At 44.0% G+C, this 24,095-nt stretch carries 26 protein-coding genes; 10 read left to right on the top strand and 16 right to left on the bottom strand.

Going from position 1 to position 24,095, the window contains the following annotated elements; genetic code table 11:
• Positions 1-98 precede the first annotated feature (98 nt).
• The gene (locus ABS362_RS05105; protein WP_350411249.1) at positions 99-1,463 is read right to left on the bottom strand and encodes a saccharopine dehydrogenase family protein; all 1,365 of its coding nucleotides are present in this window, start codon (positions 1,461-1,463) and stop codon (positions 99-101) included.
• Between the two features lie 129 nt (positions 1,464-1,592).
• Between ABS362_RS05105 and cdd the strand changes: the two genes are divergently transcribed.
• From cdd to ABS362_RS05080, 5 genes are all read left to right on the top strand, one after another.
• On the top strand, positions 1,593-2,078 hold the full coding sequence (cdd, locus tag ABS362_RS05100) for a cytidine deaminase (protein ID WP_350411248.1): 486 nt from the start codon (positions 1,593-1,595) through the stop codon (positions 2,076-2,078).
• Positions 2,079-2,115: 37 nt separating this feature from the next.
• Positions 2,116-2,763 (top strand): alpha/beta hydrolase, encoded by a 648-nt coding sequence (locus tag ABS362_RS05095; RefSeq protein WP_350411247.1) that lies wholly within the window; start codon positions 2,116-2,118, stop codon positions 2,761-2,763.
• Complete coding sequence (locus tag ABS362_RS05090) at positions 2,750-3,364, top strand: hypothetical protein (RefSeq protein WP_350411246.1); 615 nt, start codon at positions 2,750-2,752, stop codon at positions 3,362-3,364. Before ABS362_RS05095 ends, ABS362_RS05090 begins: the two co-directional genes overlap by 14 nt.
• A 258-nt stretch (positions 3,365-3,622) precedes the next feature.
• Positions 3,623-4,456, top strand: coding sequence for a hypothetical protein (locus ABS362_RS05085; protein ID WP_350411245.1), 834 nt, complete (start codon positions 3,623-3,625; stop codon positions 4,454-4,456).
• Between the two features lie 254 nt (positions 4,457-4,710).
• Positions 4,711-6,033: a hypothetical protein gene (locus ABS362_RS05080; protein WP_350411244.1), complete on the top strand. Its 1,323-nt coding sequence runs from the start codon at positions 4,711-4,713 to the stop codon at positions 6,031-6,033.
• Between the two features lie 110 nt (positions 6,034-6,143).
• Here the strand turns inward: ABS362_RS05080 and ABS362_RS05075 are convergent, their stop codons facing one another.
• Together ABS362_RS05075 and ABS362_RS05070 are read right to left on the bottom strand one after the other, a co-directional pair.
• Entirely contained in the window at positions 6,144-6,560 is a 417-nt protein-coding gene (locus ABS362_RS05075) for a TonB-dependent receptor plug domain-containing protein (protein ID WP_350411243.1), read from the bottom strand.
• Positions 6,561-6,632: 72 nt separating this feature from the next.
• Positions 6,633-7,031, bottom strand: a complete 399-nt coding sequence (locus ABS362_RS05070; RefSeq protein WP_350411242.1) for a VOC family protein — start codon at positions 7,029-7,031, stop codon at positions 6,633-6,635.
• A gap of 113 nt (positions 7,032-7,144) precedes the next feature.
• On the opposite strand from ABS362_RS05070, the gene ABS362_RS05065 reads away from it, so the two are divergent.
• On the top strand, positions 7,145-7,990 hold the full coding sequence (locus tag ABS362_RS05065) for a hypothetical protein (RefSeq protein ID WP_350411241.1): 846 nt from the start codon (positions 7,145-7,147) through the stop codon (positions 7,988-7,990).
• A gap of 52 nt (positions 7,991-8,042) precedes the next feature.
• Here the strand turns inward: ABS362_RS05065 and lgt are convergent, their stop codons facing one another.
• The 5 genes from lgt to ABS362_RS05040 all read right to left on the bottom strand — a co-directional run bounded on the left by lgt (position 8,043) and on the right by ABS362_RS05040 (position 14,117).
• Positions 8,043-8,894, bottom strand: a complete 852-nt coding sequence (lgt, locus tag ABS362_RS05060) for a prolipoprotein diacylglyceryl transferase (protein ID WP_350411240.1) — start codon at positions 8,892-8,894, stop codon at positions 8,043-8,045.
• Positions 8,895-9,700: 806 nt separating this feature from the next.
• Positions 9,701-11,587, bottom strand: coding sequence for an NAD(+) synthase (gene nadE / locus ABS362_RS05055; RefSeq protein ID WP_350411239.1), 1,887 nt, complete (start codon positions 11,585-11,587; stop codon positions 9,701-9,703).
• 249 nt (positions 11,588-11,836) lie between these two features.
• Complete coding sequence (rnc, locus tag ABS362_RS05050; RefSeq protein ID WP_350411238.1) at positions 11,837-12,571, bottom strand: ribonuclease III; 735 nt, start codon at positions 12,569-12,571, stop codon at positions 11,837-11,839.
• On the bottom strand, positions 12,571-13,824 hold the full coding sequence (gene fabF / locus ABS362_RS05045) for a beta-ketoacyl-ACP synthase II (protein ID WP_350411237.1): 1,254 nt from the start codon (positions 13,822-13,824) through the stop codon (positions 12,571-12,573). Before fabF ends, rnc begins: the two co-directional genes overlap by 1 nt.
• Positions 13,825-13,880: 56 nt before the next feature.
• Complete coding sequence (locus ABS362_RS05040; protein WP_018477241.1) at positions 13,881-14,117, bottom strand: acyl carrier protein; 237 nt, start codon at positions 14,115-14,117, stop codon at positions 13,881-13,883.
• Positions 14,118-14,270: 153 nt separating this feature from the next.
• Between ABS362_RS05040 and ABS362_RS05035 the strand changes: the two genes are divergently transcribed.
• Together ABS362_RS05035 and pyk are read left to right on the top strand one after the other, a co-directional pair.
• Positions 14,271-14,699: an IPExxxVDY family protein gene (locus tag ABS362_RS05035; protein ID WP_350411236.1), complete on the top strand. Its 429-nt coding sequence runs from the start codon at positions 14,271-14,273 to the stop codon at positions 14,697-14,699.
• Between the two features lie 2 nt (positions 14,700-14,701).
• Complete coding sequence (gene pyk / locus ABS362_RS05030; RefSeq protein WP_350411235.1) at positions 14,702-16,129, top strand: pyruvate kinase; 1,428 nt, start codon at positions 14,702-14,704, stop codon at positions 16,127-16,129.
• A gap of 269 nt (positions 16,130-16,398) precedes the next feature.
• Here the strand turns inward: pyk and rpsT are convergent, their stop codons facing one another.
• Positions 16,399-16,656 (bottom strand): 30S ribosomal protein S20, encoded by a 258-nt coding sequence (gene rpsT, locus ABS362_RS05025; protein ID WP_350411234.1) that lies wholly within the window; start codon positions 16,654-16,656, stop codon positions 16,399-16,401.
• Between the two features lie 278 nt (positions 16,657-16,934).
• On the bottom strand, positions 16,935-17,387 hold the full coding sequence (locus tag ABS362_RS05020; protein WP_350411233.1) for a hypothetical protein: 453 nt from the start codon (positions 17,385-17,387) through the stop codon (positions 16,935-16,937).
• 440 nt (positions 17,388-17,827) lie between these two features.
• Between ABS362_RS05020 and ABS362_RS05015 the strand changes: the two genes are divergently transcribed.
• Positions 17,828-18,793, top strand: coding sequence for a YheT family hydrolase (locus tag ABS362_RS05015; RefSeq protein ID WP_350411232.1), 966 nt, complete (start codon positions 17,828-17,830; stop codon positions 18,791-18,793).
• 690 nt (positions 18,794-19,483) lie between these two features.
• Here the strand turns inward: ABS362_RS05015 and ABS362_RS05010 are convergent.
• The 6 genes from ABS362_RS05010 to ABS362_RS04985 form a co-directional block, all read right to left on the bottom strand.
• Complete coding sequence (locus ABS362_RS05010; RefSeq protein WP_350411231.1) at positions 19,484-19,675, bottom strand: hypothetical protein; 192 nt, start codon at positions 19,673-19,675, stop codon at positions 19,484-19,486.
• 39 nt (positions 19,676-19,714) lie between these two features.
• Entirely contained in the window at positions 19,715-19,882 is a 168-nt protein-coding gene (locus tag ABS362_RS05005; protein WP_350411230.1) for a hypothetical protein, read from the bottom strand.
• 77 nt (positions 19,883-19,959) lie between these two features.
• A complete protein-coding gene (gene rsmG / locus ABS362_RS05000; protein WP_350411229.1) occupies positions 19,960-20,589 on the bottom strand; it encodes a 16S rRNA (guanine(527)-N(7))-methyltransferase RsmG in 630 nt (209 codons plus the stop codon).
• 32 nt (positions 20,590-20,621) lie between these two features.
• Positions 20,622-20,843, bottom strand: a complete 222-nt coding sequence (locus ABS362_RS04995) for a hypothetical protein (protein WP_350411228.1) — start codon at positions 20,841-20,843, stop codon at positions 20,622-20,624.
• Between the two features lie 215 nt (positions 20,844-21,058).
• A complete protein-coding gene (locus tag ABS362_RS04990) occupies positions 21,059-21,667 on the bottom strand; it encodes an RNA polymerase sigma factor (protein WP_162347085.1) in 609 nt (202 codons plus the stop codon).
• The gene (locus tag ABS362_RS04985; protein ID WP_350411227.1) at positions 21,658-22,761 is read right to left on the bottom strand and encodes a glycosyltransferase; all 1,104 of its coding nucleotides are present in this window, start codon (positions 22,759-22,761) and stop codon (positions 21,658-21,660) included. The genes ABS362_RS04990 and ABS362_RS04985 overlap by 10 nt, the downstream gene beginning before the upstream one ends.
• Positions 22,762-23,048: 287 nt before the next feature.
• Here ABS362_RS04985 and tgt point away from each other — a divergent pair.
• A partial coding sequence (gene tgt, locus ABS362_RS04980) for a tRNA guanosine(34) transglycosylase Tgt (protein WP_350411226.1) occupies positions 23,049-24,095 on the top strand: 1,047 nt, incomplete at its 3' end.

Below are 24,095 nucleotides of genomic sequence, written 5' to 3'. Positions count from 1 at the left end.
GGCAGCATATGGGGCCAGTTTGTAACTGGCGTTTTTCAGGTTTATACTTTCGCCAGTTACAAACTGGCTGCCTACTTTACCACCAGTTACCGCTGCGCTCAAACTGGCGGCATATTTTTATTATAAGACAGTACCCTATCCTTTTCCACAAAATTAACACCGTAGCTTTTCAGTTCTTCCAGCACAGGTTCGTATAGTTCCGGGTGAATAGGGATGACCACTCCGCAATGTTTGATCTTGCCTTGCAGCAATAATTTGGCGAGTATAGCTACCGGTAAACCTACCGTTTTCGCCATGGCGGTGTGCACTTCGTCATCTCCTTTCACAACCAACGATGATGTAAGTTCATGCTTCTTCCCTGCCAGTTCATACTCAAACAAATGCTGCATCACGATCATGTCTTTGTTGCCGGGAGCAAGTTGCCATTTTTCTTTCAGTATTTTTTCCAACACCTGTGCAGGAGTTGCTCCTGCCAGCTCCACAGGTTCATCAGTGAACAGATCGAGCCAGGCCAGTTTCTGCATTATTTCACCGTGCTCATCTATAGTTAGGTAATTGGCTATCCTCCTTTCTATAGTTTCTCCAGTAACAGCTGGTGGCAGAAAAGCTTCCAGGTAACTGCGGTAGGTCATGTTTTCGGAACCTTCAAGGGTATAGCTATCGTCGGTTAAGCCTAGTTGCACGAAAACGTTCCAGGCGGCGCAATAACCGGGTTTACGCAGTGTGCCGCGTAGCATGGTGGGTATGTCCAGCAGGTTGTAAGGTTCTCGGTAACTGAGCGAGTCGCGGTTGGCATAGCCTTCGAAATTTCCGTGGCCTTCTACGGATAGTTGGTCGGTGCGCTTAAACAGCTGGTGATACGGAATGTATTTGTACTCGCCGTTCTTGATGTACTTGGCTGTGCCCTGACCTGCCAGCACCACGTTACGCGGGTTCCAGGTAAACTTATAGTTCCAGGGATTGGTGTCTGATTCCGGGGCAACCAGTCCGCCGCAGTACGATTTAAAAGAAGTAAGTTTACCGCCTTTGGCTTTTATATGCTGAATAGCCGCCATGGCAGACATATGGTCTATACCCGGGTCAAGGCCCGATTCCATGAGTATAGTTAAGTTCTTTTCCTGTGCTTCGGTGTGCAGCTCCAGGAAGGCTGGCGTAACATACGACGCCGTGATCAGGTGCTTTTCCTGTTTCAGGCACTCTCTGGCCACTTCAATATGAAAAACCGCCGGTAGCAGCGATATCACCAGGTCAGCCCTTTTTACTTCCGTTTCGCGCTGTTCATCGTTGTGCACGTCAAAAACCAGGGCTTCGGCAAAAGAGAGATCATCAACCAAACTATGAAGGTGTGTAACCACAATATCACCAATGCGGATGTGCCAGTTCTCGGAGGGTGCATGCTGTAAAAGGTAAGCGATAAGCGATGAAGCAGAGCGGCCAGCGCCAAGCAGCAGGATATTTTTCATAGATACAGAACAGTAGTTATGCTTCAAGTTAAGGATTACAGGCACGAAGGCAAACCCTTTTATTGCTTTTTCGGAATATTCCTGTAATTTTATAGCCCTTTTCTAGTTTTAGTATTGACACTTACCTGAATGGCAAATAAACTGACCATTAACATAGATATTGACGTGCTGGATTCTGCTGCCGAACTTAGTGAGCAGGAAATGCAGGCCATGGAGCTCGCAAAACAAGCCGCCGCTGATGCCTATGCCCCTTATTCTAACTTTTTAGTAGGTGCTGCGCTGCTTATGGAAGATGGCACCATGTTTAAAGGCAGCAACCAGGAGAACGCAGCTTATCCGTCGGGTTTATGTGCCGAGCGCACTGCTCTTTTTGCCCTAAGCGCCAATTACCCAAAAGCAAAAATTAAACTACTGGCTGTTACAGCCCGCCGCCGCAACGAGCAGGAGTTTCTGCCAGCTATGCCGTGTGGTGCATGTCGCCAGGTGATGGCCGAGTACGAGTTCAAGCAAAAAGAACCTATTCCGGTGCTGTTACAGGCGGAGGATGGTAAGTTCTATCGCTTTAACTCTGTAGCCGACCTGTTGCCTTTCCAGTTTAATTCAGATCATTTATAGGAAGTAAACTGCTGCCTCAAATAGTCACTTCTGATTCATGACCGAGCAACACCTGCTGACCCAGCGCACTGCCCGCTACTATAGTTTAGGCACACCCTCTGACCAGGTAACAGACCTTTGGTTAGTTTGCCATGGTTACGGACAGCTGGCACGCTATTTTCTCCGTCATTTTGCACCCCTGGATAACGGCCATACGGTTATTGTTGCTCCTGAAGCACTTTCGCGGTTTTATTTGGATGGATTTTCGGGGAGAGTGGGCGCGACCTGGATGACCAAAGAAGACCGCATGGCAGAAATTAATGACCAGGCTGCTTACCTTAACTTACTACTCCAAACCCAACTACAGCAACTACCCGAAAATGTGAGGGTAACTATAGTTGGTTTTTCGCAGGGCGGGGCTACAGTCAGTCGCTGGCTGGCTTCCGGTGTTGCTCCCGTACACCGGCTAATACTCTGGGCCGCTTCCTTCCCCGAAGATATTGATTTCACTTCCGGTAAAGCCGCTTTTGGCAACCTGCCTGTAGCTATCGTTTACGGCACCGAGGACGAATTTATAACTCCTGCAAGCCTCCAGAAAAAACAACAGCTCATGTCTGAATTAGGTATTGTGCCGCAGCTTTATACTTTTGAAGGTGGCCATACACTTAATGCGGATACACTGGTAAAAGTGAATGAGCAACTATAAGAAAATGACACAAAACTCTATACCCGGAAAATTCTCTTTCTTCAATGTTATAGCCATCGTTTCATCTGTTGGTATAGTTGCTTGGATTATAACAGACTTTTTTGGAGGGATGATGCTATGGCTTTTTTCATATTGGTTTGTTTTTCTACCAATCATATTACTTTATATCGGCTCATTTTTTGAGAGCGCTGTTACAGTTATCAGAGATGGGAAAAAGCGAAATGAGATCAAGTTGTATTCTCATTTATCTGTAATAGGTGTCATACTACTTTTCAATCTATATCATTCTGAGGTTTTTAAAGCAAAGAGCATTTTAACAGCAACCTTAAAAGACGATCTGTACCATTACACTTTAATATTCAGGGAAAATGGGAAAGTCGAAAATCACGCTTCCGGCATTTTTGGGTACACTGAAACCTTTGAAGGAGATTACTTTATAGTTGGCGATACCATCATATTTACCAAAAAGCCTTATGACAATAATTTTATACCAGACACGCTGCTTTTAGATAAATCAGCTAAAGCCATATTCATCGAAAAAGATGAACACGAACAATTCGTAACAGAAAAGAAGTGGCTAAATCACTTTGAGATTGACTAACAGCCTACCTATTTAAACTATAGTTTCTTGCTCTTATTTAGCAACTATAAGCTTATCTCCACAACTTCAAAAACAAGCCCCAATCAAACTAAAAGGTTAAGTGAACTATAAACTGAGCAGAACGCTGGTTTTACTTAGTATAACTTTACCAACATTAATTTATAGTTTATACCTTTACCCCTACGTTCTACTCACTACCTAAAAGCGGTGTTCCCCTTGCCTGCGCTTATATTTCATTAACCACAATCAAATAAACTTATGAAAAAACAATTGATGCACGGTCACAGACTGTTGCAAACCCTGGCCTTAGTGTCTGTATTTCTGTTTTCGGCTTGCGAACAAGCACAGGATGTACAGCCAACGGCCACACTTGGCGGCAATCAGCAAAAAGCGAAGGCAACTGAGACAAAAACTTACTACGGCGATGCCGTTGCTATTGGGGATGGAACAGCCTGGGTTTGGGTAGAAGTGCTTCAGGGCAAGCCGCTCGCGATGGGGATTGAATTTACTGAAGAAGCGCTGGATGGAATTATGGAACAGGATATGTATGAAGTCGTGCTTCCATTGCCAGGCCAGGCACATGCTACAGGTTATAAAACAGTAGCCATAGGTTGGAACCCCATGGGCCACGACCCGATTGGAGTCTATACCTTGCCGCACTTCGATCTTCATTTTTACATGCAAACCGAAGGCCAGTTGAGCCACATAGCCGGTGGACCAGATGAAGGAGCATGGTCGTTAGTAGGCACTGTTTTCCCTGAGTTTTATTCGTTCGGCCCTACACCATTTGCAGTTCCACATATGGGCGTGCACTGGAGCGATGTGCGTTCTCCTGAGTTTTCACAGGCAGGGTTTTCCAGAACCTTTATTTATGGATCAAGTGGCGACAAGGTTACTTTCCTGGAGCCGATGATAACACTGGCATACCTGGAAAGCCTGGCGACCGGCGACACCGAACATTTGCCTGTCCCTTCGCTCCTGAAATATGTTGATCCGGGCTATTACCCTCAGACATACACAATTACGCACACTACAGAAGGCACTTACTCCATAGCGCTAACAGACCTTGTATTCCGAAATACAAACATGTAACAGTATCAGCTTTTAATTAATTGGTAGGCCCTTTCAGCTATAGTTTAACTGTAACTGGAAGGGTTTTCCTGTATAAACTCCCCTGAAAGTAACAACCTGTCTGCCCCTGTTCTGATCACAAACTATACTTATTGAGGCTCAATCATTATTAGAACATTAATATATTTACTTGCGTATATACCAAAAATTAACAATATAAGCGCTTACTTCATATATTTTTATGGAGGTCTGTCTATTCTAAAACCCTTATAGTTATGCAAAAAAAGTTATACGCTTTCCTCTGCTTGTGCTTTGTGTCGGTTTCAGTTTTCGCCCAGAGTAAGATCAATATCACCTCTAACATCCCCGATGCAAAATTCTTTATGCTCCGCGAATCAGACAATTCTGAAGTAGCTGAACTTGGTGTGGGCAGCATAGAACTGAAACTATCGAAAGACTCCCGTAACAGGATCAAGATCGTGAAAGAAGGCTTCGAGCCATTGATAAAAGAATACCCGCGAACTTTAAAGTGGGAGAAAGAACAAAAAGTAACCCTCGAAAACCGATTGGTTGACATAAGCGTGGAGCCCTATGATGCCGAAATCTATGTAGATGGTCGCATGATCGGGACTAAAAGAACCAACCTTGTTATTGGTAAAGGCAAGTTTCTGACCCTGGAAGTTAAAAAAGCTGGTTTCGCGCCTATAACTAAAATATACTACAACGCTCCGGACCGTGAAGCGCCCCCTATAAAAGACTTTTTTGAGATGAAAGACCGCCAGGTTCGCCTAGAGGTGTTTCCTGCCGATGCTACGGTGCAGATAAATGGGGTTTCGAAAGGCAGAGGTACTTCGGATGTAACAATACCGAACGGCGAATGTGTAACCGTTAATGTAGTGCGCGAAGGCTATGCCGATGTAACCCAGGTTTTCTGCAACAAGCCCGCCACCGACCCGGCCCCTCCTATCCGTTTCAGAGCTGCTTTAGAAGACCGGTTGGTAAAAATAAGCACTGAGCCATCGGATGCTAACATAGAAGTTGCCGGAAAAATACTGGGCGTAGGCAAATACGATCTTAAAGTACCGAAAAATGATTGCGTAGAAGTGCGCGTTGTGAAAGATGGTTTTATCAGATTCACGAAGAACTACTGTAATCAGACAAACATGCAGGAACCACCGTTGACAGAATTTGTAGAGATGGTGGAAGATGAAGCTTATAACTCATCGATCTCGACTGACATGGCTAACGTGCGCATAACTATACCAGTAAATAAGACGATAGCTCCCGAAGATGCCTGGCGCACGCTTAGCTCTATTATTACCCGCAGTTTTGATGTATTGGAAACGGTAGACTATAATACGGGCTATCTGACAACGTCGTGGCAGGTACAGAACTTTAACGGCATGAGTACTATTCGCACGCGTATGATCGTGAGCAGCGGTGGCAACTCAAACGAACTGACCTATGTCGTAAAAATAATAAGCCAGCGGGCCGATGGCGTTATTAGTGTAAAAGAAGACCAGTTGTTCTCGGACTGGGGAAGATTATTGAAACGCTACGGCGGAATTATAGAAGAACTGCAGTCACGCTTGCAATAAAGGTAAACCATAGTTAAACCAAAAGCCTCAGAAGCAATTCTGAGGCTTTTGGTTTATAATTTGGAAAATACATTAGAGAACTACCACAACTATATCAAAACCAAATTCTGTTAAAGTTTCTTCTTTACTTTTCTTTTTGACAGTTTCGATTTGATATTAATTACTCCACTAACTGCTCTAACTCCATATAGTTGAACAGCTGTAGTGTCATTTATAGTCTTTATAGATTTTACATCGTCTAATTTTAAATTTACAAGCTGTGCTTTATTTACTATTACACCATCCAAAACTATAAGTGGATCTGAGTTGGAATTTCCGTTATGACGGATGTTCGTTACATTCAACCCAGTATTTTGTTTAGCAGAATTTCTAAGGCTCTCTTCGATATATTTCTTGTTTAAAGAATAAGTATGTTTCAACTCATTCGCAATAATAGAGTCAACTGCCACGCTCAGTGAAAAATTCTGACCTAGGGCTATATTGGAAAAAAATACTGAAAGAATAAGGGGTAAAATCACTTTTATCATACACTTAATTATAGTGGAATTATGATCAATATAGTTAATCTCTAACTCACAAACTCTCTAACTTTCTAACTTTTATCTCCCTCTCTCCCACATTCCATCCATTACCACTTCTAACAAATGCTCATCCGGGTCCCGGAAGTAGAACGACAGGAAACCACCACCCCAGTCATATTCCTGCTCTATGGGTATGCCGGCAGTTTCTATAGTTTCTTTTGTTGTGGCGTAATTCTGTTTACTTACCTCGAAGGCCAGGTGCAGTTGTCCCGAGCCAAAATGTGGTGGCAAACTTCCGGGTTTACGCGCAGCCTCTGCTATAAAACATAACAGCACCGAACTGCCTGCCCTGAAAAAAATATGTCGCCCAGGCACCTCGCCAATTACATCAAACTTAAGCCTGCCATTATAAAAAGCCTTGGTTTTTGCCAGGTCCGATACATACAGGCAGGTTTCCTTTATCTTCAGAATATTCATTTATAGTTACGAAAACGTTGTTTTGAAATGAATATATAGTAAACGTAAGACCCCATAGTACGTTTACCGTAGGTACCAACACTACTTTTTACACTACTTTACCTATGAAACTTATGATAAAAATTTTTATTGTTTTTGCATCCATTCTGGCAATAGCCTTTTATTTCCTTCGCGACCAGACTGCTCCTGCTTCAAAAGCAATGAAATCTGACACTAATAAATTTGAAACACTTGCCACTTTGCCCGGTGCTATACAAGAAAGCTCCGGCATTGAAATTATGTCCGAAAACGGAAACTACCTCACGCATAACGACGCCAATAACAAGCCTTACCTTTACGAAATAAACGAAGCCGGAAAGTTGATAAAAACGCATAAGTTTCAGCTGCCAAACGTTGATTGGGAAGACCTGACCCGCGACGACAGCGGCAATTTATACATCGGCGACATTGGCAATAACAACAGCAAACGTGACGAACTGGCCATATATAAAGTCAGCTTGCAGGATATGGAAAATCCACAGGCCATCCGTTTCACTTACGAAGATTATAAAGGCAAACCCTCTAAAAAAGATAAAAGCAGTTTCGACTGCGAAGCAATTTTCTGGTACGATGGCAACCTGTACCTGATATCGAAAGACCGCAATGGCAGAAACGAAGCTAAAGTGTACCAACTCTCGGACGAGCCCGGCAACCACACCGCTAAAAAGATAGGAACAGTTAAAATGAGAGAACCTGTTACAGGGGCAAGCATCAGCCCTGATGGAAGCACAGTTGCATTACTAAGCGAAGGCAAAATACACCTGTATCGTAATGTAGAAAACCCGGAATCGTTTTTTGAAGGAGAGTCTGAAGAGATACAACTAAGCGGTGCCGGCCAGACAGAGGCTGTAACCTTTAAAGATAACAACACCCTTATACTTACAAGCGAAGGCGGCAGTCTTTTTAGATATACACTATAGTTTAAACTATAAATAAGAAGGGCTGTAGCGATCAACTACAGCCCTTCTTATTTTATTTAGCTTCTACCAATTTGCCTCCCGGTAATGCTGGCTTAGGGTTTCGCCACACTCTGAACAGTACAAATAACCCGATAATTATAAGCGGGATACTCAACAGCTGTCCGATATTTAACGTCATCGTAGCTTCCTTTGCTACCTGGTCTTCTTTCAGAAACTCTACTACAAACCTGAAACTGAAGAGTAGTGTTACAAACAAGCCAAACAGTAACCCAAGCGGCAACGCCTGCTTATACTTTTTCCAAAGCCAGTACAGCAACACAAACAGGCCGAAAACCATAATAGATTCATAGAGCTGTGCCGGGTGGCGTGGGTCCTGAGAGGCAGCTACTCCGTTAATTATTTCGTTGTTTCGTAAGAATTTAAAAGCCCATGGCACATCGGTTACCTTTCCAATAATCTCGGAGTTCATCAGGTTGCCTAAACGAATCAATGCCCCGCCTAACGCCACTACTATAACGATGCGGTCGAGTACCCACATGTAGTTAAATTTATGGTTACGGCTAAACAACCACAGCGCAAACAGAATTCCTATCGTTGCACCATGACTCGCCAGTCCGCCTTCCCATATTTTGAGTATCTCTATCGGGTTGCTCAGGTAATATTCAGGGTCGTAAAAGAGCGTGTGTCCCAGTCTGGCGCCAATTACAGTACCGATGATCATGTAAAGCGTGATCGCATCTACATCGCCTTCGGTGCGGCCTTCTGCTACATAAATTTTGGTAAGGATGCGTTGCCCAAACACAAAAGCCAGCGCAAAAAACAACCCATACCAACGGACAGAAACCGGCCCGATGTTAAATATTTCCGGATCTACGTTCCAGGGGATAAAATTCAGTAAACTCATAGTTAGGGTGATGATCGTATTTAGCCAAAGTTACAATAAATCGGGCAGGTACAAAATGCAAGGGTTAGAAGTAATGTTGATACTATAGTTTGTTGTTATCATTTCGATCAAGCCCGAGACAGGGATCTTACATTAACCTATACTTTCTTCATTGTCATTCCGAATGCTGTGAGAAATCTGGGTTCTATAGTTTCTCTATTATCATCCCGAGCGGTAGGCGAAGGATCTTGTGTGTCCTATAGTTGAAGATAACTTTCAACTCGAACCAAGCTATCCTTTCAAATCACTTTTCATCCTGGGAGCTTTATTTACCTATCGTTTCAATCCAGCTTTGGTGCCCTCACGGCCGGGAGGCCCCGTCTTTTGGCATCGCGCTGTGCGAATCTCTTTTGCTCCTACGTCGCAATGCCTGCGGCACCAGATATTCACAAGGCGCTCAACCCAAAGACTGAGATCTTTCGCGTAGCAACAGCTAAACTATAGTTCAAACCGGTAAGCTTCGAAATTTATCGTGGTTGTAGTTCTGTAGGGGCAGGTCGCGACCTGTCCGCTCGATAGACTGTAACTATAGAACTATACTTTTAACTATAGGAATAGCAGAACTGTCCCCTTGAGGACAAGTGAGAACGGGAGATCGAAACTTGCGAGCATAGCTCAATAGGGGTGTTAAATCATCAACTATAAAACTATAAAGTAAACTATAGCAAAGGCCGAAAAACTCCCCGCCTTAGATAAGGAGGGGTTGGGGGTGGTTGGACCACAGCTACTATAAAAGGCTCCTGTAAACAGGAGCCTTTTATAGTAGCTTATTTTTCTCCAATCTGTTTTAACTCATCCCTGAAACCACCACTTAGTATCGGAAAACGGAGCCAGCTGCGTGGGTCTAAACTATAATCATCGAGGTGGAAAGCAGGCGCATAACGTTCGCGCTTCCATTGGTTGCGGCTCCATAAACTATAGAATTTGGTCAGCCATCCTTTTATAGTTTCTCCATCGGCCACACCAGCTTCCAGCAACTTATCATACACTTCATCCGGAGCAAAACGGTCGTAAAAAGCCAGTCGCTCAATCTGGTTCAGAATATCATAAGGCATCAGATCCTTTTCGTCGGTCTGTGCTTCTTTAGCCGGACGCAGCTCTGCCGATGGCTGCAGGTTATTTACATATTGCAAGCCCTCGTAACCAAGTTCTGTCTGGCACCACACCAGCAACTGCCTGATAAACGACTTATCAATACCCGCGATCGGGGAGATACTGCCTGCTGTGTCACCATCCATAGTAGCATAGCCCACAGCAGCCTCGCTTCGGTTAGAGGTAGCTAACAACAATGCTCCCTTAATATTGGCCAGCATCCAGATAGACGGGGCACGAACACGGGCCTGTATGTTCTGTAACGTCACATCATCTTCAGCCCAAGTAAGCGGCCGGTTCAAAGCACTTTCTATGATAGAAGTATAGCCTTTTACCTGCTCATCTATCGTCCAGCTATAAAAAACGGCACCTATGCTGGCAGCCAGCTCTTTTGCTGAATTGTAAGTATCATCCGACGAATTGACTGTTCCCTGGTAAGCACAGGTCAGTAACCGGCCAACCAACTCACGAGCCACTTGGTCTTCAGAAAGCGTATCGAAATAAGCTACATCCTTAAGCGGGAACAGCTGCGTTTTAGCCACAAAAGTTACCACGCCCAAACTTTCGATACCTCTCCTAACCATCTCGGCCACAGCCACGGCACATAACGATGAATCAGCACCGCCGCTCAGCGACAACACAAACCCACGGCTATGACTTTTGCGCATATAATCAAACAGGCCCAAGCTTAGGGCAGCCATCACTTCCTTGTTCTCATCTATAGGCGGCAGGTAAGTTATCGTTTCGGCTATAGTTGGGTTCTCACCAAAACTTACTTCTGACACTTCCAGGTCCACATTCTTAAAGCAAAGCAGCTCATTGCGTTTTATCAGGTGGCCGTTCTGGGCTATCAATACTTCGCCATCATAGATTACTTTACCGGCTTCGTTGCCTAACAGGTTAGCATACACATAAGTACACTGGTATTTTTTTGAAGCCTCCACCACCAGCCTGTACCGAAGATCGGTTTTGCTCAGGGCAAAGTGGCTGGCACTAGGGTTAAGTATAAGCTGCACGCCTTTAGCCATGTGGCGCTCGGCAGGTCGGTTTGGCCTCCAGGCATCTTCACATATCTCAAAGGCATATTTCACGCCTTGTTCTTCGTAAATAAGATCACCAATTTTATACTTCTGCCCCAGCATCTCAAACTCACCAACCTGGTTGGCAGGCCACTCCGTGAACCAACGCGGCTCATAGTGTATGCCATCTTTAGCCAGAAACTGCTTGGCCGTAAAACCTATGATTTCTTTGTTTTTGATAACGCAAGCCGTATTGTAAACCTGAGCCCCGATCCACACATGCACACCTACACACACTGTAATATCAGCACACCATTCTTTTACCAGCAACAGTTTCCGGAAAGCTTCTTCCCCGAGCCACGGACTCAGGAAAAGGTCTTCGCAGCCATATCCTGTAATGCAAAGCTCAGGCAGCAGTAAAATATCAACGTTGTGGGTTATCGCCTCGGTAATGGCATCTTTTATATTCTGCAGGTTGTTGTCCCAGTCCAGTGGAGTTTGGTTGAGCGCTGCGCCTGCCAGCGTGAGTCGGGTTTCTTTCATAGAGGTATATAACGCAAGTAAACGGGGCAAGTTAATAGTAATTGTTGAATTGCTATGGTGTTAAATTGACGGGCAGCCGGAGTACCAAACAGGTTTAGCAACTAAGCAAATATAGCTCATTCAAGAAGACAGGTATTCAAAGCTATACTCAGAACGGAAAAGAAAGAAATGCAAACAACTAAACTAGATACACAAGCATAGTTAGCCAGGCTATAGTTTAACTATAGCACCAATGTAGCAATTCAGCAATTAATTGATCTTGAGCAGCTCCAGGGATTTCTCGGCGGCAGCCTGGTCGGCTTTCTTTTTAGACAGGCCTACACCGGTGGCAACAGGTTTGTCGCCGATGTATACTTCGGTTGTAAATTCTGTAGAGTTACCCTGCTGTTTTTTCTTGATGTTCTCGAAACGGATCTCCATGTTCTGGCTTTGCGCCCACTCGATCAGTTTGCTTTTAAAGTTCGCAGTGGTATTTACAAGTTGGTGCAGGTCTACGTGCGGCTTTATGAGCTTACCTAAAATAAACTGGCGTGTCATGTTATAGCCTTTATCCAGGTAAATGGCGCCCACAAGTGCTTCCAAGGCATTCCCGTTCACAGATTTATGCCTGTTAGATCCGGCTTCTACTTTTACGAGCAGGTTCAGCCCAATTTTTAAGGCAATGTGGTTAAGGGACTCACGGTTTACAATGCGCGAGCGTATCTCCGTCAGAAAACCTTCGTCTTCGTACGGAAACTTTCTGAAAAGCACTTCGGCAACTACAGCCCCTAATACGGCATCTCCCAAAAACTCCAGTCTTTCGTTTGTATCGTGCTTGCTGCTGGCAGCCTGCCGTGCAAACGACGTATGGGTAAGGGCAAGTTTATACAGCCTGATATTATCGGGTGTACTTCCAATGATACCGGCAATAGCGCGTACCAGATCTCTGTCTTTGGTAAAAACTCTCTGGTAAAAGCGCCTAACCGGTTTAATAGGACCAAACACTAATCTTTCAGTTCTCTGAAAATTACAGATGTGTTGTGACCACCAAATCCAAACGTATTGCTCAACGCTACTTTTACGTCGCGCTTCTGAGCCTTATTAAACGTAAAGTTCAACTTCGGATTAAAGCTCTCGTCATCGGTAAAGTGGTTGATGGTTGGCGGAACTACATCATATTTGATGGCCAGGATAGAAGCAATAGCCTCTATAGCTCCGGCAGCACCTAATAAGTGGCCCGTCATGGATTTGGTAGAGCTGATGTTCAGCTTGTAGGCATGCTCCCCGAACACAGTCTCTATTGCTTTAGCTTCGCTAACGTCGCCAAGTGGTGTAGAAGTACCATGAACGTTGATATAGTCTACCTCTTCAGGTTTGATGTGTGCATCGCGTAATGCATTCTTCATTACGTTTAGTGCGCCTAGCCCTTCCGGATGTGGTGCAGTAATGTGGTAAGCATCCGCAGACATACCGCCACCTAATATTTCCGCATAGATCTTAGCTCCGCGGGCTTTTGCGTGCTCATACTCTTCCAGTATAAGTGCGCCAGCGCCTTCGCCTAACACAAATCCGTCACGGTCTTTATCAAACGGGCGGGATGCAGTTTCAGGGGAATCGTTGCGCTCTGAAAGGGCTTTCAGGGCATTGAAACCACCAATTCCAGCTTCTGTAACCGCTGCTTCCGAACCACCTGACACAATAACATCAGCAATACCCAAACGGATATAGTTGAAAGCATCGAGAATGGCGTTGGTAGCAGAAGCACAGGCTGAAACAGTAACAAAGTTTGGCCCACGGAAGCCGTACTTTATAGAAATTTGTCCTGCGCTGATGTCAGCGATCATTTTTGGTATGAAGAACGGGTTAAAGCGCGGTGTCCCATCGCCGTTGGCGAAGTTAACGCACTCTTCCTGGAACGTGCGCAGACCGCCAATTCCGGAACCCCAGATCACACCAACTCTGTCAGGATCATAGTTGCCTTCTGTTAGGTTTGCGTCTTGTACCGCCTCATCGGCTACTACAAGCGCAAACTGCGTAAACAAGTCCATTTTGCGGGCTTCCTTACGATCAAAGTATTTCTCAGGATCGTATCCCTTTATTTCACAGGCGAACTGTGTTTTAAACTTACTCGCGTCGAAGCGTGTGATAGGCGCAGCTCCACTCACGCCGTTAGTAAGGCCATCCCAGTATTCTGCGACAGTATTACCAAGTGGCGTGAGTGCGCCTAGCCCAGTAACTACAACTCTCTTAAGCTCCATAAGCTGTTACCAGAGGATAGATAGTAGAAAAATTCTTATAATAAAAACAGAAGGTATTATTTAGCGTGCTCTTCCAGGTAGCTTACAGCCTGACCTACAGTAGCAATGTTTTCAGCCTGATCATCTGGAATAGATACATTGAACTCTTTTTCGAATTCCATGATAAGCTCTACTGTATCCAATGAATCTGCGCCAAGGTCGTTTGTGAAGCTAGCCTCAGGAGTAACCTCTGACTCTTCCACGCCAAGCTTATCAATAATGATAGCTTTTACTTTTTCTGCGATTTCTGACATTTTTCTTATAGTTTATTAAAACACTGTGCAAAGAAATATAAATAGACAGACAATGTCAAAAAAAATTACTCTATTCGTGTTATTACAAAAGATTTGACGTCTGACTGCCGATTTACAAAGTTCGTTCTTAAATTGAGGCGCCAAAGTATTTACATGAAAACTTTTCACCTCGACAATGATTACGAATACGATTTTGACCTCTATGGGTTAGTTTCGTCGGGGAAAGACTATACCATGGCCTGGTGGCTGAACAAACTTTTTGAGTTGCATCTGACCAGGCAAAAAGATTTATGTTTTACTTTGCCGGGCCGCGAACAATTGTTGATCTCTAACTATGAATTTATTACCGATCATAGTGTTATCCGGTTGTTGCGCAATAAAGGCTTAGGCACAAACACGCTTCGCAAGCCATATCTCCTGCCAGATCTGAAGGAGTATGATTATGTGTTGCAAATTGCGGGGTCGCTCCCAAAACGATACACGCAAAGCCTATTAAACACACTGTTACATATACCGTTAGTAGAGTATGTTAAACAGTTTGACCCATTATCACTTAAGTTTAAAGAGAATCTGATTTTTTAAATATGAATATTACGTTTAACAAAACTAAGGTACTTGCAACCGTTGGTCCTGCCTCCAACACGTTTGAGCGCTTACTGGCGCTGGTGCAAGAAGGTGTAGATGCTTTCAGGCTGAATTTTTCGCACGGAGAGCATTCAGAGCACCTCGAAGTTATCAACCATGTACGGGAGATCAACCGCCAGTTTAACACAACAGTTTGTTTGGTGCAAGACCTACAGGGGCCAAAGATCCGGATAGGTGAAGTAGAGAACGGTGGCGTTGAGATCAAGCAGGGACAGGAGATACTTCTTCGTTGCGACGGATCTGTAAGCACAATAGATCATCTAGCCACAAACTATACGCAGCTTGCAAAAGATGTGAAAGTAGGCGATGCTATTTTATTGGATGATGGCAAACTGGAGCTTAAAGTGCTGCATACCGACCACAATATGGAAGTACGCTGCGAAGTTATTTATGGCGGTGTTGTAAAACCGCGTAAAGGTATCAACCTGCCTGACACCAGCGTATCGGCTCCATCACTTACCGAAAAAGACCTGCGCGACCTGCACTTCGGCCTTGACAATGATGTTGAATGGGTAGCCCTTTCGTTTGTTCGCTCTGTAAAGGATATACGCGAGATAAAAAGCATTATTGAAGAGCGTGGCAAAGACACCCGCGTTATTGCCAAAATAGAAAAACCGGAAGCCATTAAGAACATTGATGAAATAATTGAGGCGACTGATGCCATTATGGTAGCCCGTGGCGACCTTGGTGTGGAAGTTGGCATGGAGCAGGTGCCTATGATCCAGAAGATGGTAGTAGAGAAAAGCAACCGCGCTGCCAAGCCTGTTATTATTGCAACCCAGATGATGGAAAGCATGATCGTGAATCCGCGCCCTACACGTGCAGAGACCAACGATATTGCCAATGCTGTGATAGACGGTGCCGACTGCCTGATGCTGAGCGCTGAGACTGCCGTAGGTGCTTACCCTGTGGAAACTATCCGAAGCATGAACTTAACGATACGCACTGTAGAAACGCATGCTGATATCTTTAACAAGACTTATGTGCTTAACCCGCACTCGCCGCACTTTTGCAACGATAGCCTGGTAGCCAATGCCTGCAACCTGGCCCGCGACACAAATGCACGTGCTATTATAGGTATGACCAAGTCTGGTTACACTGCTTTCCAGTTGGCTAAGCACAGACCAAAATCGGATATCTTTATCTTTACTGAGAACCACAGACTGCTTAATACCTTAAATCTTGTTTGGGGTGTAAGGGGCTTCTACTACGATAAGTTCGAGTCTACTGATGCCACGATAGCTGACATCAAGGAAACGCTCTTAGATGGCGGCCATATAGACAAAGGCGATGTATTCATTAATACTGCCAGTATGCCGATAAACGAGCAGAAGCGAACCAACATGATCAAGCTAAGTATAGCGTAACTGGTTCGTGAAACTATAAAACAGAAGCGCCGGCAGGGTTATACCTACCGGCGCTTTTTTTATGTACATTATTTTTGCTTTGGCTACATTGGTGGTGTTAGCTAACGTGTAGTTACAAAACTATAACCTGGCTATAAACTATAGTTTCACATCGGGCAACATACTGAAACTATTGTTATACTGGCCAACTATAAAGCTATAGTTTATTACAAACACAAAAAGCCTTGCGCGTGTGCACAAGGCTTCTAAAACTATAGTTCCGACAAAAATTAAGCTGCCAGTGTATTCACAAATCTAGCCAGTTTTGACTTGTTGTGAGCTGCTTTGTTTTTGTGGATGATGTTTTTCTTAGCCAGACGGTCAATCATTGAAGAAACTGATTTATACAGCTCCTGCGCTTCGGCATGATCAGTCGTGTTTTTCAATTTCTTGATAAAAGTACGAGTAGTTTTCGCCTGATATCTGTTACGAAGACGTTTAGCGTTATTCGCTCTGATTCTCTTTAATGCCGACTTATGGTTAGCCATGTTATTTTATACTGTTAAATATTTTGTTCCGTATCTTGTAATGAGTTTGCAAAGGTAAAAGCTTTGCCGGTAATTTCCAAAGATAGCTCCTGATAAAAATATTTTCTGGAGTTGCTTTCGTTAAATCTTTGCAAAGGTAATGTATCTATAGTTAATCCTGCAATATAATCACAGCTAATATTCTGCAATATAAATAAATAATGTGCTGAACAGACTTAAAAACAAAAGCCGCTGCAACCATAGGCTGCAGCGGCTTTTATAGTTCTAGTTAATGCTTATTAGTTGTTATCGCGGTTTACGTCAACATCTACGTCAATGTCATCTATCTTACCTAAACGCTTCTGAACTTTGTTTTCAAACTCGTTCCAATCAGCTTTGGTCTCTTCCCATTCACGGCGGGTTTCTTCATCCCAGGTAGACGACTCTGCTTCAAATTCAGCTTCTTTGCGGTTATACTCTGCACGCATCTCACGATACTCATCTGCAGTTACCGTTTCAGCTTTTTCAGTATTGGTTTTAACCCAACCTGAGAATTCGTCATACTCCTGGTTTGCTTCTGCTCCGACTTCGTTCAGCTCAGCATTAGCTTCAGCGTTTTCTTCGCTAAGCTCTGTCTGTGCTTCATCTACTTCAGCATTTGTCTCGCTCTGAGTTTCTTGGTTACAGGCAAATGTGAATAAACCAATAGCTAATGCAAATCCTATAGTTCTAAATTTCGATACAATTTTCATAGTAATAAATTTTGATTACGAGGTATTGTACGTAATACAACGGATATTGATATAGAATAGATGAGAATTTTAAAGAACGCTTAAATGAAAGCCGTATTTGTACTTATTCTTTCCCAGTCACTTTACAACTCAGATTAGCACCCTCTGTTACCGGCTATAGTTTATTAGGGATACCCCGGATTTTATTCCACTGTAAAGTTTTACAACTATAGTTAAGCAGTTATATTTTTGGCCTTATCGTCTTTCAATTTTCTTTGATCAGCTTTTGTCTTTCCATAAACTAAGCGGCATTCTTAACTGTTCTGTTAAAGCATACAATTGAAAAACGTGCCTGGCTATATCAAACTATAAAAAGATTTAAATTTGCGATGTGATGCTAGCATACCAATCTGTTTGCACTCGTATACTATACTAAAGTGTAGTACCTTAATCTTACCGCTATGCCTATCTTATCTTCTACCTACAAAGCACCCTTCTACCTTTTTAACGGGCACCTGCAAACTATAATCCCGGGCTTGTTCCGGCAGGTGGAAGGCATAACATACACTCGTGAGCGACTTTCAACTCCAGACCTCGACTTTATTGATGTGGACTGGTCGCAGGTTGGCTCTGACAGCCTGGTTATTCTATCGCATGGCCTGGAAGGAGACAGCAGCAGGCCCTATATTCTGGGCATGGTGCGTGCTTTTAACGAGCGCGGCTTAGATGCGCTTGCCTGGAACTACCGCAGTTGTAGTGGCGAGCCAAACAAACTGCTCCGCTCCTACCATCTCGGTGCTTCCGATGACCTGCATTTTGTGATCGAACATGCCCTTAATTCAGGTAACTATAACACTGTACACCTGATTGGTTTTAGTGCAGGGGGCAACATCACGTTAAAGTACCTGGGCGAAGATCCTGACCAGGTTCCGGCTGAGGTTAAACGCGCTGTCGTGTTTTCTGTTCCGGTAGATCTAAAAGGCTCTGCCCAGACAATTTCCAGAGTCTATACACAAAGATTCCTGAAAACCCTGGGCGAAAAACTGGAACAAAAACGCCAGCTATATCCAGACGATGTGGACCTGACTGACTATAGCATTTTCTGGTCTTTCCCGGAATTTGATAACCGGTACACTGCTCCGCTGCATGGCTTTAAAAATGCCGACGATTATTACGAACGTGTCAGCTCCAAGCAGTTTCTGAAAAACATACAACAACCTACCTTACTCGTAAACGCCAAAAACGACCCGTTTCTGAACAAAGGATGCTACCCTGTGCAAGAAGCCAAAGCCAACCCGTATTTCTTTTTCGAAATGCCCGATAGCGGTGGCCATGTCGGTTTTGCTGAGGATTTCATGAAAGATATTTATTACTCCGAGGCACGGGCTGTGAGGTTTTTATTAGAGGAAGGAAGGTATTGTTTGTAAGTTCGGATTTGGATCAGATTGATTTGTTATTTCGAGCCTGAGTGAGAAATCTTAATTGTCTTATAGTTGGATTCTATACTTGCTTGAACCAAGCTATCCTTTCAAATCTCTATTAATCCTGGGAGCTTTACTTACCTATCGTTTTATAGTTTGCTTTGGTGCACTCACGGCCGGGAGGCCCCGTCTTCGGGCATCGCGCTGCTGATTTCTTGCTACCCTCGTACCTCGGGTTGGCTACGCCACCGCAACAAATCAAAGGCGCTCAACCCAAAGACTGCGATCTTTCGCATAGCAACCACCTGTCTATTGTTTAAACCGGTAAGCTTCGAGATTTATCTTGGTCATAGTTCCGTAGGGACAGGTCGCGACCTGTCCGCTCACAAACTATCGCTATAGAATGATCCTCTTAACTATAGCAGTAGCAGAACTGTCCCCTTGAGGACAAGTGAGAACGGGAGTTCGAAACTTGCGAGGGATGCTAGTGGCTGCTGCGGCCTATAACCTGCAGAAACTGCTGCGCTTCATAAAAAAGAGAAGCCAAATAGCTGTGATGGCCCTGCCACGGCCAGATCAGCCGCCAGTTTTTAAGTTACTTTCAGTGAAATGAAGAGTTGTACGGGTAGGGAAATGATTAAAAGGAAAACTATGAAAGAGTTGTGCAACAGCTACTTTTGTTACATGCTGTAGTTCTTACTTTTTATAGATTACTGTCAAGTTCTCCGCAAATGCGGGCTTTACAACCTTCTCCTCCCAATTCATGTCTGAATTTGGAAAGACTGCTTTCAGCTTTTCTTTGAAGACGTAGTAGCCAGGAGTCTCTTCCGCAATTGTTATAGTTGATGTACCCGTTAAAATATCAACTCGTATTTCATCAACTGTCAAGAGGTCCACTTTATAGGCTCTTATTTCATTAACGTCAGCCTAAAGAACTTCAATAACAGAATTCTTTTTAATTCGAAAACCATCGTCTGAATACTCAAAAAGACCACGTTCCTTCATCCTTTTAATAAAGCTTTCTCCTATCTCTTCATCCGCCTGCTTCCATGCCTTAAAGCCAAATAATCCCTTTATACTTTCAATGATTTTCATTCATTACCTATGACATGTAACTGTAAGCTAGCAGGAACTGTGCACGCCGTTAGGTCTATAACCCTGATTCAAAGAATTTACTTCAACGGCACATAAACAACCTTCTTCGTCTCGAAAAATTCTTCAGTAAAGTAATCTCTGAGGTTGTATTGCTTCGTTATCAGGCCGGATTCAGCAATTTCTTCTTCCAGGTCACCACCTTTCAGATAATAAAGCCCTTCAATAGGGGAGCCGGTTTTTTTGAAACTGTTCATCACCCAGGGCCAGAAGTTAGCCAGACGCGTAACGGCACGACTAACTACAAAGTCAAATTTCTCACGAACCTGCTCGGCCCGTATATGGTCAGCAGTTACGTTCTGCAAATGCAGTTCACGGGCAATTTCCTGCACCACATGTATCTTCTTGCCTATCGAGTCTACCAAATGAAATTTCACCTCAGGAAACATAACAGCTAGCGGCAAACCAGGTAAACCGCCACCTGTACCCACATCCAGCACCGAGGTGTGTTCCGGAAACTGAACTACTTTAGCTATGCCCAGCGAATGCAGGATATGATGCTCGCCGATCATGTCCATATCCTTACGGGAGATCACGTTTATCTTCTGGTTCCACTCCTGGTATAGTTCGCCCATGCGCTCATACTTCTGTAACTGGTCTTCGGTGAGTTCCGGAAAATAACCTGAAAGCAAGGTGCGGATGGCAGTCATATCTATAGTTAGAAAGTTAGAAAATTAAAAAGTTATATGGTGGTGTAGTAAACAACTATAGCTAACAGGGCAACTATAGCAACTACAGCCAGCGCCATAAATATATCAAATAGCAGCATAAGCCCGGCATTGCGGTACTGGCCTTCGTATTTTATAGTTAGTTCCCGCTCAACCTGCGCCTTGTTACGCAAACGCAGCTGCAGGTATAGTTTACCAAAGCGCGAAAGTAAGACATCTGTTATAGTACGGGGCATTGCTATAGTTTACTACTGATCATGTAATATACCTGTCTCCGAAACCTTCGCTCCGAAGTACTGCAAAAGTATAAAATAAGTACGTTATCGGCACTAAAAACAAAAACCCCTGCCGCACTCAGGCAACAGGGGCTTTTAACGTAATCAATATTTTTTAATGGTTAAATGGCTGCATTGTTTAAAGATCAACAATCAAACAATTCAACCTTCAACCATTAAATAAGGTGCTTTTTGTTCTTCACCATGTCATATAGCAATTCGCGGGCGCGGTGCAGTTGGGCTTTTACAGTTCCAAGCGGCGCGTTTAGTTCGGTTGCTATTTCTTCGTAGCTCAGTTCGTTAAAGTAACGCAGTGTTACCAGTCGCTGGTATTTTTCGGGCAGCTTTGCTACCACATACTGCATTATCTCAATTTTCTGATTTTTGATCGCTTCTTCCTGCGGGTTCAGGTTCTTGTCCTTGAAGTCGATGGTTATCTCGTCGCCGTTATCAATTTTAATGGCCGAGTCGATACTCATGGTCTTGATGCGGTTCTTTCGGATAAAGTCGATGCAGTTGTTTGTTGCGATACGGAACAGCCAGGTACTGAAAGCATACTCCGGGTTAAACTTGTGCAGGTTTCTGAAGGCCTTTGCAAAAGCTTCTATCGTTAAGTCTTCTGCATCGTCGGCGTTGCGCACCATCTTCAGTACCACGTGGTACACAGGCTTTTTATAGATACTCATCAGCTCAGCATACGCTTTCTCGTCGTTGTCTTCAACGGCTGCTTGTATCAGCTTGAAATCGTGTTTTGCTTTCGCTGAGAATTGTTTATTTACTTCCATCTGATTCGTTTATACAGTAGTACAGATATACCAAGGAACAGGTAATTAAAAAAGTACACGATATCGAGTACCGGCAATAAAAACAAGGAGAGCTTGTCGTTTAGTCTGCGAGCTACGGATGCATACGCGGTAAACATAACTATGTACCGCAAACCGACTATGGCGGCTAATATAGCTAAATGACTATTTACGACAAGAAGAATGATAGCTAATACGTAAAAAAAGATGTTAGAGATTACGAATGCGCCAATTTTTCTTTTATCATTTGCTTTATACTGCTTTCCTGCAGCCAAGTGTCTTCTTTTCTGAGTAATCCATTCCCGAAACGTCTTTTTGGGAATACTCCAGGTCTGAGCCTCTTTGTCTATAACAATATTTACTTTGCTATTATTGACGGCATCTCTAACAAAAAGGTCATCATCGCCGCCGGTTGTTTTGATATGAGAGGCAAACCCTTTGTTCCTAAAGAAACACGCTTTAGTATAAGATAAGTTTCTACCTACCCCCATATAAGCATGTCCTTTGTTTGCCTGAGACAAATACTGAATAGCTGTCAGTAATGTTTCATATCGGATAAGATGATTTAAAAATCCTTTTAATTGTGCATATGGAGAATAGCCAAGTACCACATCAGCCCCTGTTACGTACCCGCTTTGCATCTTTTCTATCCAACTAGTACTATAAGGCCGGCAGTCGGCATCGGTAAATAGCATGTGCTCATATTTAGCTGCCCGTATGCCTAAGGCTAACGCATATTTTTTAGAATTAAGATATTCCGGGGTCTTTTTTACAGTTACAACTTTAAAATTCGGGAATTGTTTTTCCAGCTCGAACAGGTAAAATTCGGTATCGTCGTCTGAGCGGTCGTTAATAACCAGCACTTCAAACTCCGGATACTCCTGGTCAAGTAGCATGGGCAGCAGTTCAAACAGGTTATCCTGCTCGTTGTGGGCCGCAACTATAACCGATATCGGCACACGCTGAGTAACCTCGGGGTCTTTATGGCGGCTAAGCGGGAAAAAGTAAACAAGGGCAAAAAATAACTGCACCAGCACGCAAATACCGAGCAGCCCTAAGAGTATAAGTGAGGCCAAAGTAAAAGTTTATATCAGATTATCGGATTGTTATATGAACAATAAGTAAAATTGACCTGCTAATGTTAACCGTGCAAGTTCACAACTATAAGCCATTCTACAATTATATCTCAAAAATAGCTATTCTGCGGGGTTTTCCGAATGCTGTTTGTAATTAATAAATCTTTAAGGTTTGTACTGCTCTTGTTCGTATCTTTGCCGCTTATTTCTGTAAAACATAATTAGCTGTTGGTGAATAACTATAACCGGCAGGCGCTCATTAATCCCGGGCGCATTCAAAGCACGATATGCAATTTTCGTTAGTAGCAACAGATAAACAATCCAAGGCACGCGCAGGAGTAGTGCAAACTGCCCATGGCGCCATCGAAACGCCTATTTTTATGCCCGTTGGCACAGCGGGTACCGTTAAGGCCGTACACCAGCGCGAACTAAAAGAAGATGTTAAAGCTGAGATCATACTGGGCAATACCTACCATTTGTATTTGCGCCCAGGACTGAACGTGCTGGAGCAGGCAGGTGGCTTGCATAAATTCAATGGCTGGGACCGACCAATCTTAACAGACAGCGGCGGTTACCAGGTTTTCTCTCTGGCCGGCACACGTAAGATCAAGGAAGAAGGCGTTAAGTTTCGTTCGCATATCGATGGGTCCTCGCTTGATTTTACGCCTGAGAATGTAATGGATACGCAGCGTATTATCGGAGCCGATATTATAATGGCTTTTGACGAGTGCACCCCCTACCCTTGCGATTATACTTACGCCAAAAACTCGATGGAGCGTACGCACCGTTGGCTGCAACGCTGCGTGGACCGTTTCGACAGTACCGAGCCGAAGTATGGTTATGATCAGACGCTGTTTCCTATAGTTCAGGGCAGTACTTACAAAGACCTGCGTGTAAAGTCTGCGGAAACTATAGCCGGTTTTGGCCGCGAAGGAAATGCCATTGGTGGTTTATCGGTGGGGGAGCCTGCGGAGATGATGTATGAGATGACCGAAGTGGTATGCGACATATTGCCTGCTGACAAGCCGCGTTACCTGATGGGCGTGGGCACACCGGCAAACATTTTAGAGAACATTGCGCTGGGCGTGGATATGTTTGACTGCGTGTTGCCGACCCGTAATGCCCGTAACGGCATGCTGTTTACAACGCAGGGGGTTATCAATATCCGGAACAAAAAATGGGCCGACGACTTTAGCCCGATAGATGCGGAACTGGGCGGCTATGTGAGCACGTTCTACACCAAGGCTTATTTGCGCCACCTGGTACACAGCACCGAATACCTTGCCGGCCAGATTGCCAGCGTGCACAACCTTACCTTCTATTTATGGTTGGTA

The sequence above is a fragment of the Pontibacter populi genome (assembly GCF_040278685.1).
GTDB lineage: Bacteria > Bacteroidota > Bacteroidia > Cytophagales > Hymenobacteraceae > Pontibacter > Pontibacter populi.
The sequence above is the reverse complement of the archived record's forward strand: the minus strand, read 5'-3'. Positions and strand labels throughout refer to the sequence as shown.

Excerpts from the sequence above, each read along its gene's own strand:
- ABS362_RS05035 (WP_350411236.1), top strand. The coding sequence starts at position 14,271 with ATGAAAACTTTTCACCTCGACAATGATTACGAATACGATTTTGACCTC.
- pyk (WP_350411235.1), top strand. The coding sequence starts at position 14,702 with ATGAATATTACGTTTAACAAAACTAAGGTACTTGCAACCGTTGGTCCT.
- ABS362_RS05005 (WP_350411230.1), bottom strand. The coding sequence starts at position 19,882 with ATGAAAATCATTGAAAGTATAAAGGGATTATTTGGCTTTAAGGCATGG.
- lgt (WP_350411240.1), bottom strand. The coding sequence starts at position 8,894 with ATGAGTTTACTGAATTTTATCCCCTGGAACGTAGATCCGGAAATATTT.
- ABS362_RS05090 (WP_350411246.1), top strand. The coding sequence starts at position 2,750 with ATGAGCAACTATAAGAAAATGACACAAAACTCTATACCCGGAAAATTC.
- ABS362_RS04995 (WP_350411228.1), bottom strand. The coding sequence starts at position 20,843 with ATGCCCCGTACTATAACAGATGTCTTACTTTCGCGCTTTGGTAAACTA.
- ABS362_RS05020 (WP_350411233.1), bottom strand. The coding sequence starts at position 17,387 with ATGAAAATTGTATCGAAATTTAGAACTATAGGATTTGCATTAGCTATT.
- ABS362_RS05070 (WP_350411242.1), bottom strand. The coding sequence starts at position 7,031 with ATGAATATTCTGAAGATAAAGGAAACCTGCCTGTATGTATCGGACCTG.
- fabF (WP_350411237.1), bottom strand. The coding sequence starts at position 13,824 with ATGGAGCTTAAGAGAGTTGTAGTTACTGGGCTAGGCGCACTCACGCCA.
- ABS362_RS05105 (WP_350411249.1), bottom strand. The coding sequence starts at position 1,463 with ATGAAAAATATCCTGCTGCTTGGCGCTGGCCGCTCTGCTTCATCGCTT.
- ABS362_RS04990 (WP_162347085.1), bottom strand. The coding sequence starts at position 21,667 with ATGGAAGTAAATAAACAATTCTCAGCGAAAGCAAAACACGATTTCAAG.
- nadE (WP_350411239.1), bottom strand. The coding sequence starts at position 11,587 with ATGAAAGAAACCCGACTCACGCTGGCAGGCGCAGCGCTCAACCAAACT.
- ABS362_RS05095 (WP_350411247.1), top strand. The coding sequence starts at position 2,116 with ATGACCGAGCAACACCTGCTGACCCAGCGCACTGCCCGCTACTATAGT.
- ABS362_RS05065 (WP_350411241.1), top strand. The coding sequence starts at position 7,145 with ATGATAAAAATTTTTATTGTTTTTGCATCCATTCTGGCAATAGCCTTT.
- ABS362_RS05085 (WP_350411245.1), top strand. The coding sequence starts at position 3,623 with ATGAAAAAACAATTGATGCACGGTCACAGACTGTTGCAAACCCTGGCC.
- ABS362_RS05075 (WP_350411243.1), bottom strand. The coding sequence starts at position 6,560 with ATGATAAAAGTGATTTTACCCCTTATTCTTTCAGTATTTTTTTCCAAT.
- cdd (WP_350411248.1), top strand. The coding sequence starts at position 1,593 with ATGGCAAATAAACTGACCATTAACATAGATATTGACGTGCTGGATTCT.
- ABS362_RS05015 (WP_350411232.1), top strand. The coding sequence starts at position 17,828 with ATGCCTATCTTATCTTCTACCTACAAAGCACCCTTCTACCTTTTTAAC.
- rpsT (WP_350411234.1), bottom strand. The coding sequence starts at position 16,656 with ATGGCTAACCATAAGTCGGCATTAAAGAGAATCAGAGCGAATAACGCT.
- rsmG (WP_350411229.1), bottom strand. The coding sequence starts at position 20,589 with ATGACTGCCATCCGCACCTTGCTTTCAGGTTATTTTCCGGAACTCACC.
- ABS362_RS05040 (WP_018477241.1), bottom strand. The coding sequence starts at position 14,117 with ATGTCAGAAATCGCAGAAAAAGTAAAAGCTATCATTATTGATAAGCTT.
- ABS362_RS05080 (WP_350411244.1), top strand. The coding sequence starts at position 4,711 with ATGCAAAAAAAGTTATACGCTTTCCTCTGCTTGTGCTTTGTGTCGGTT.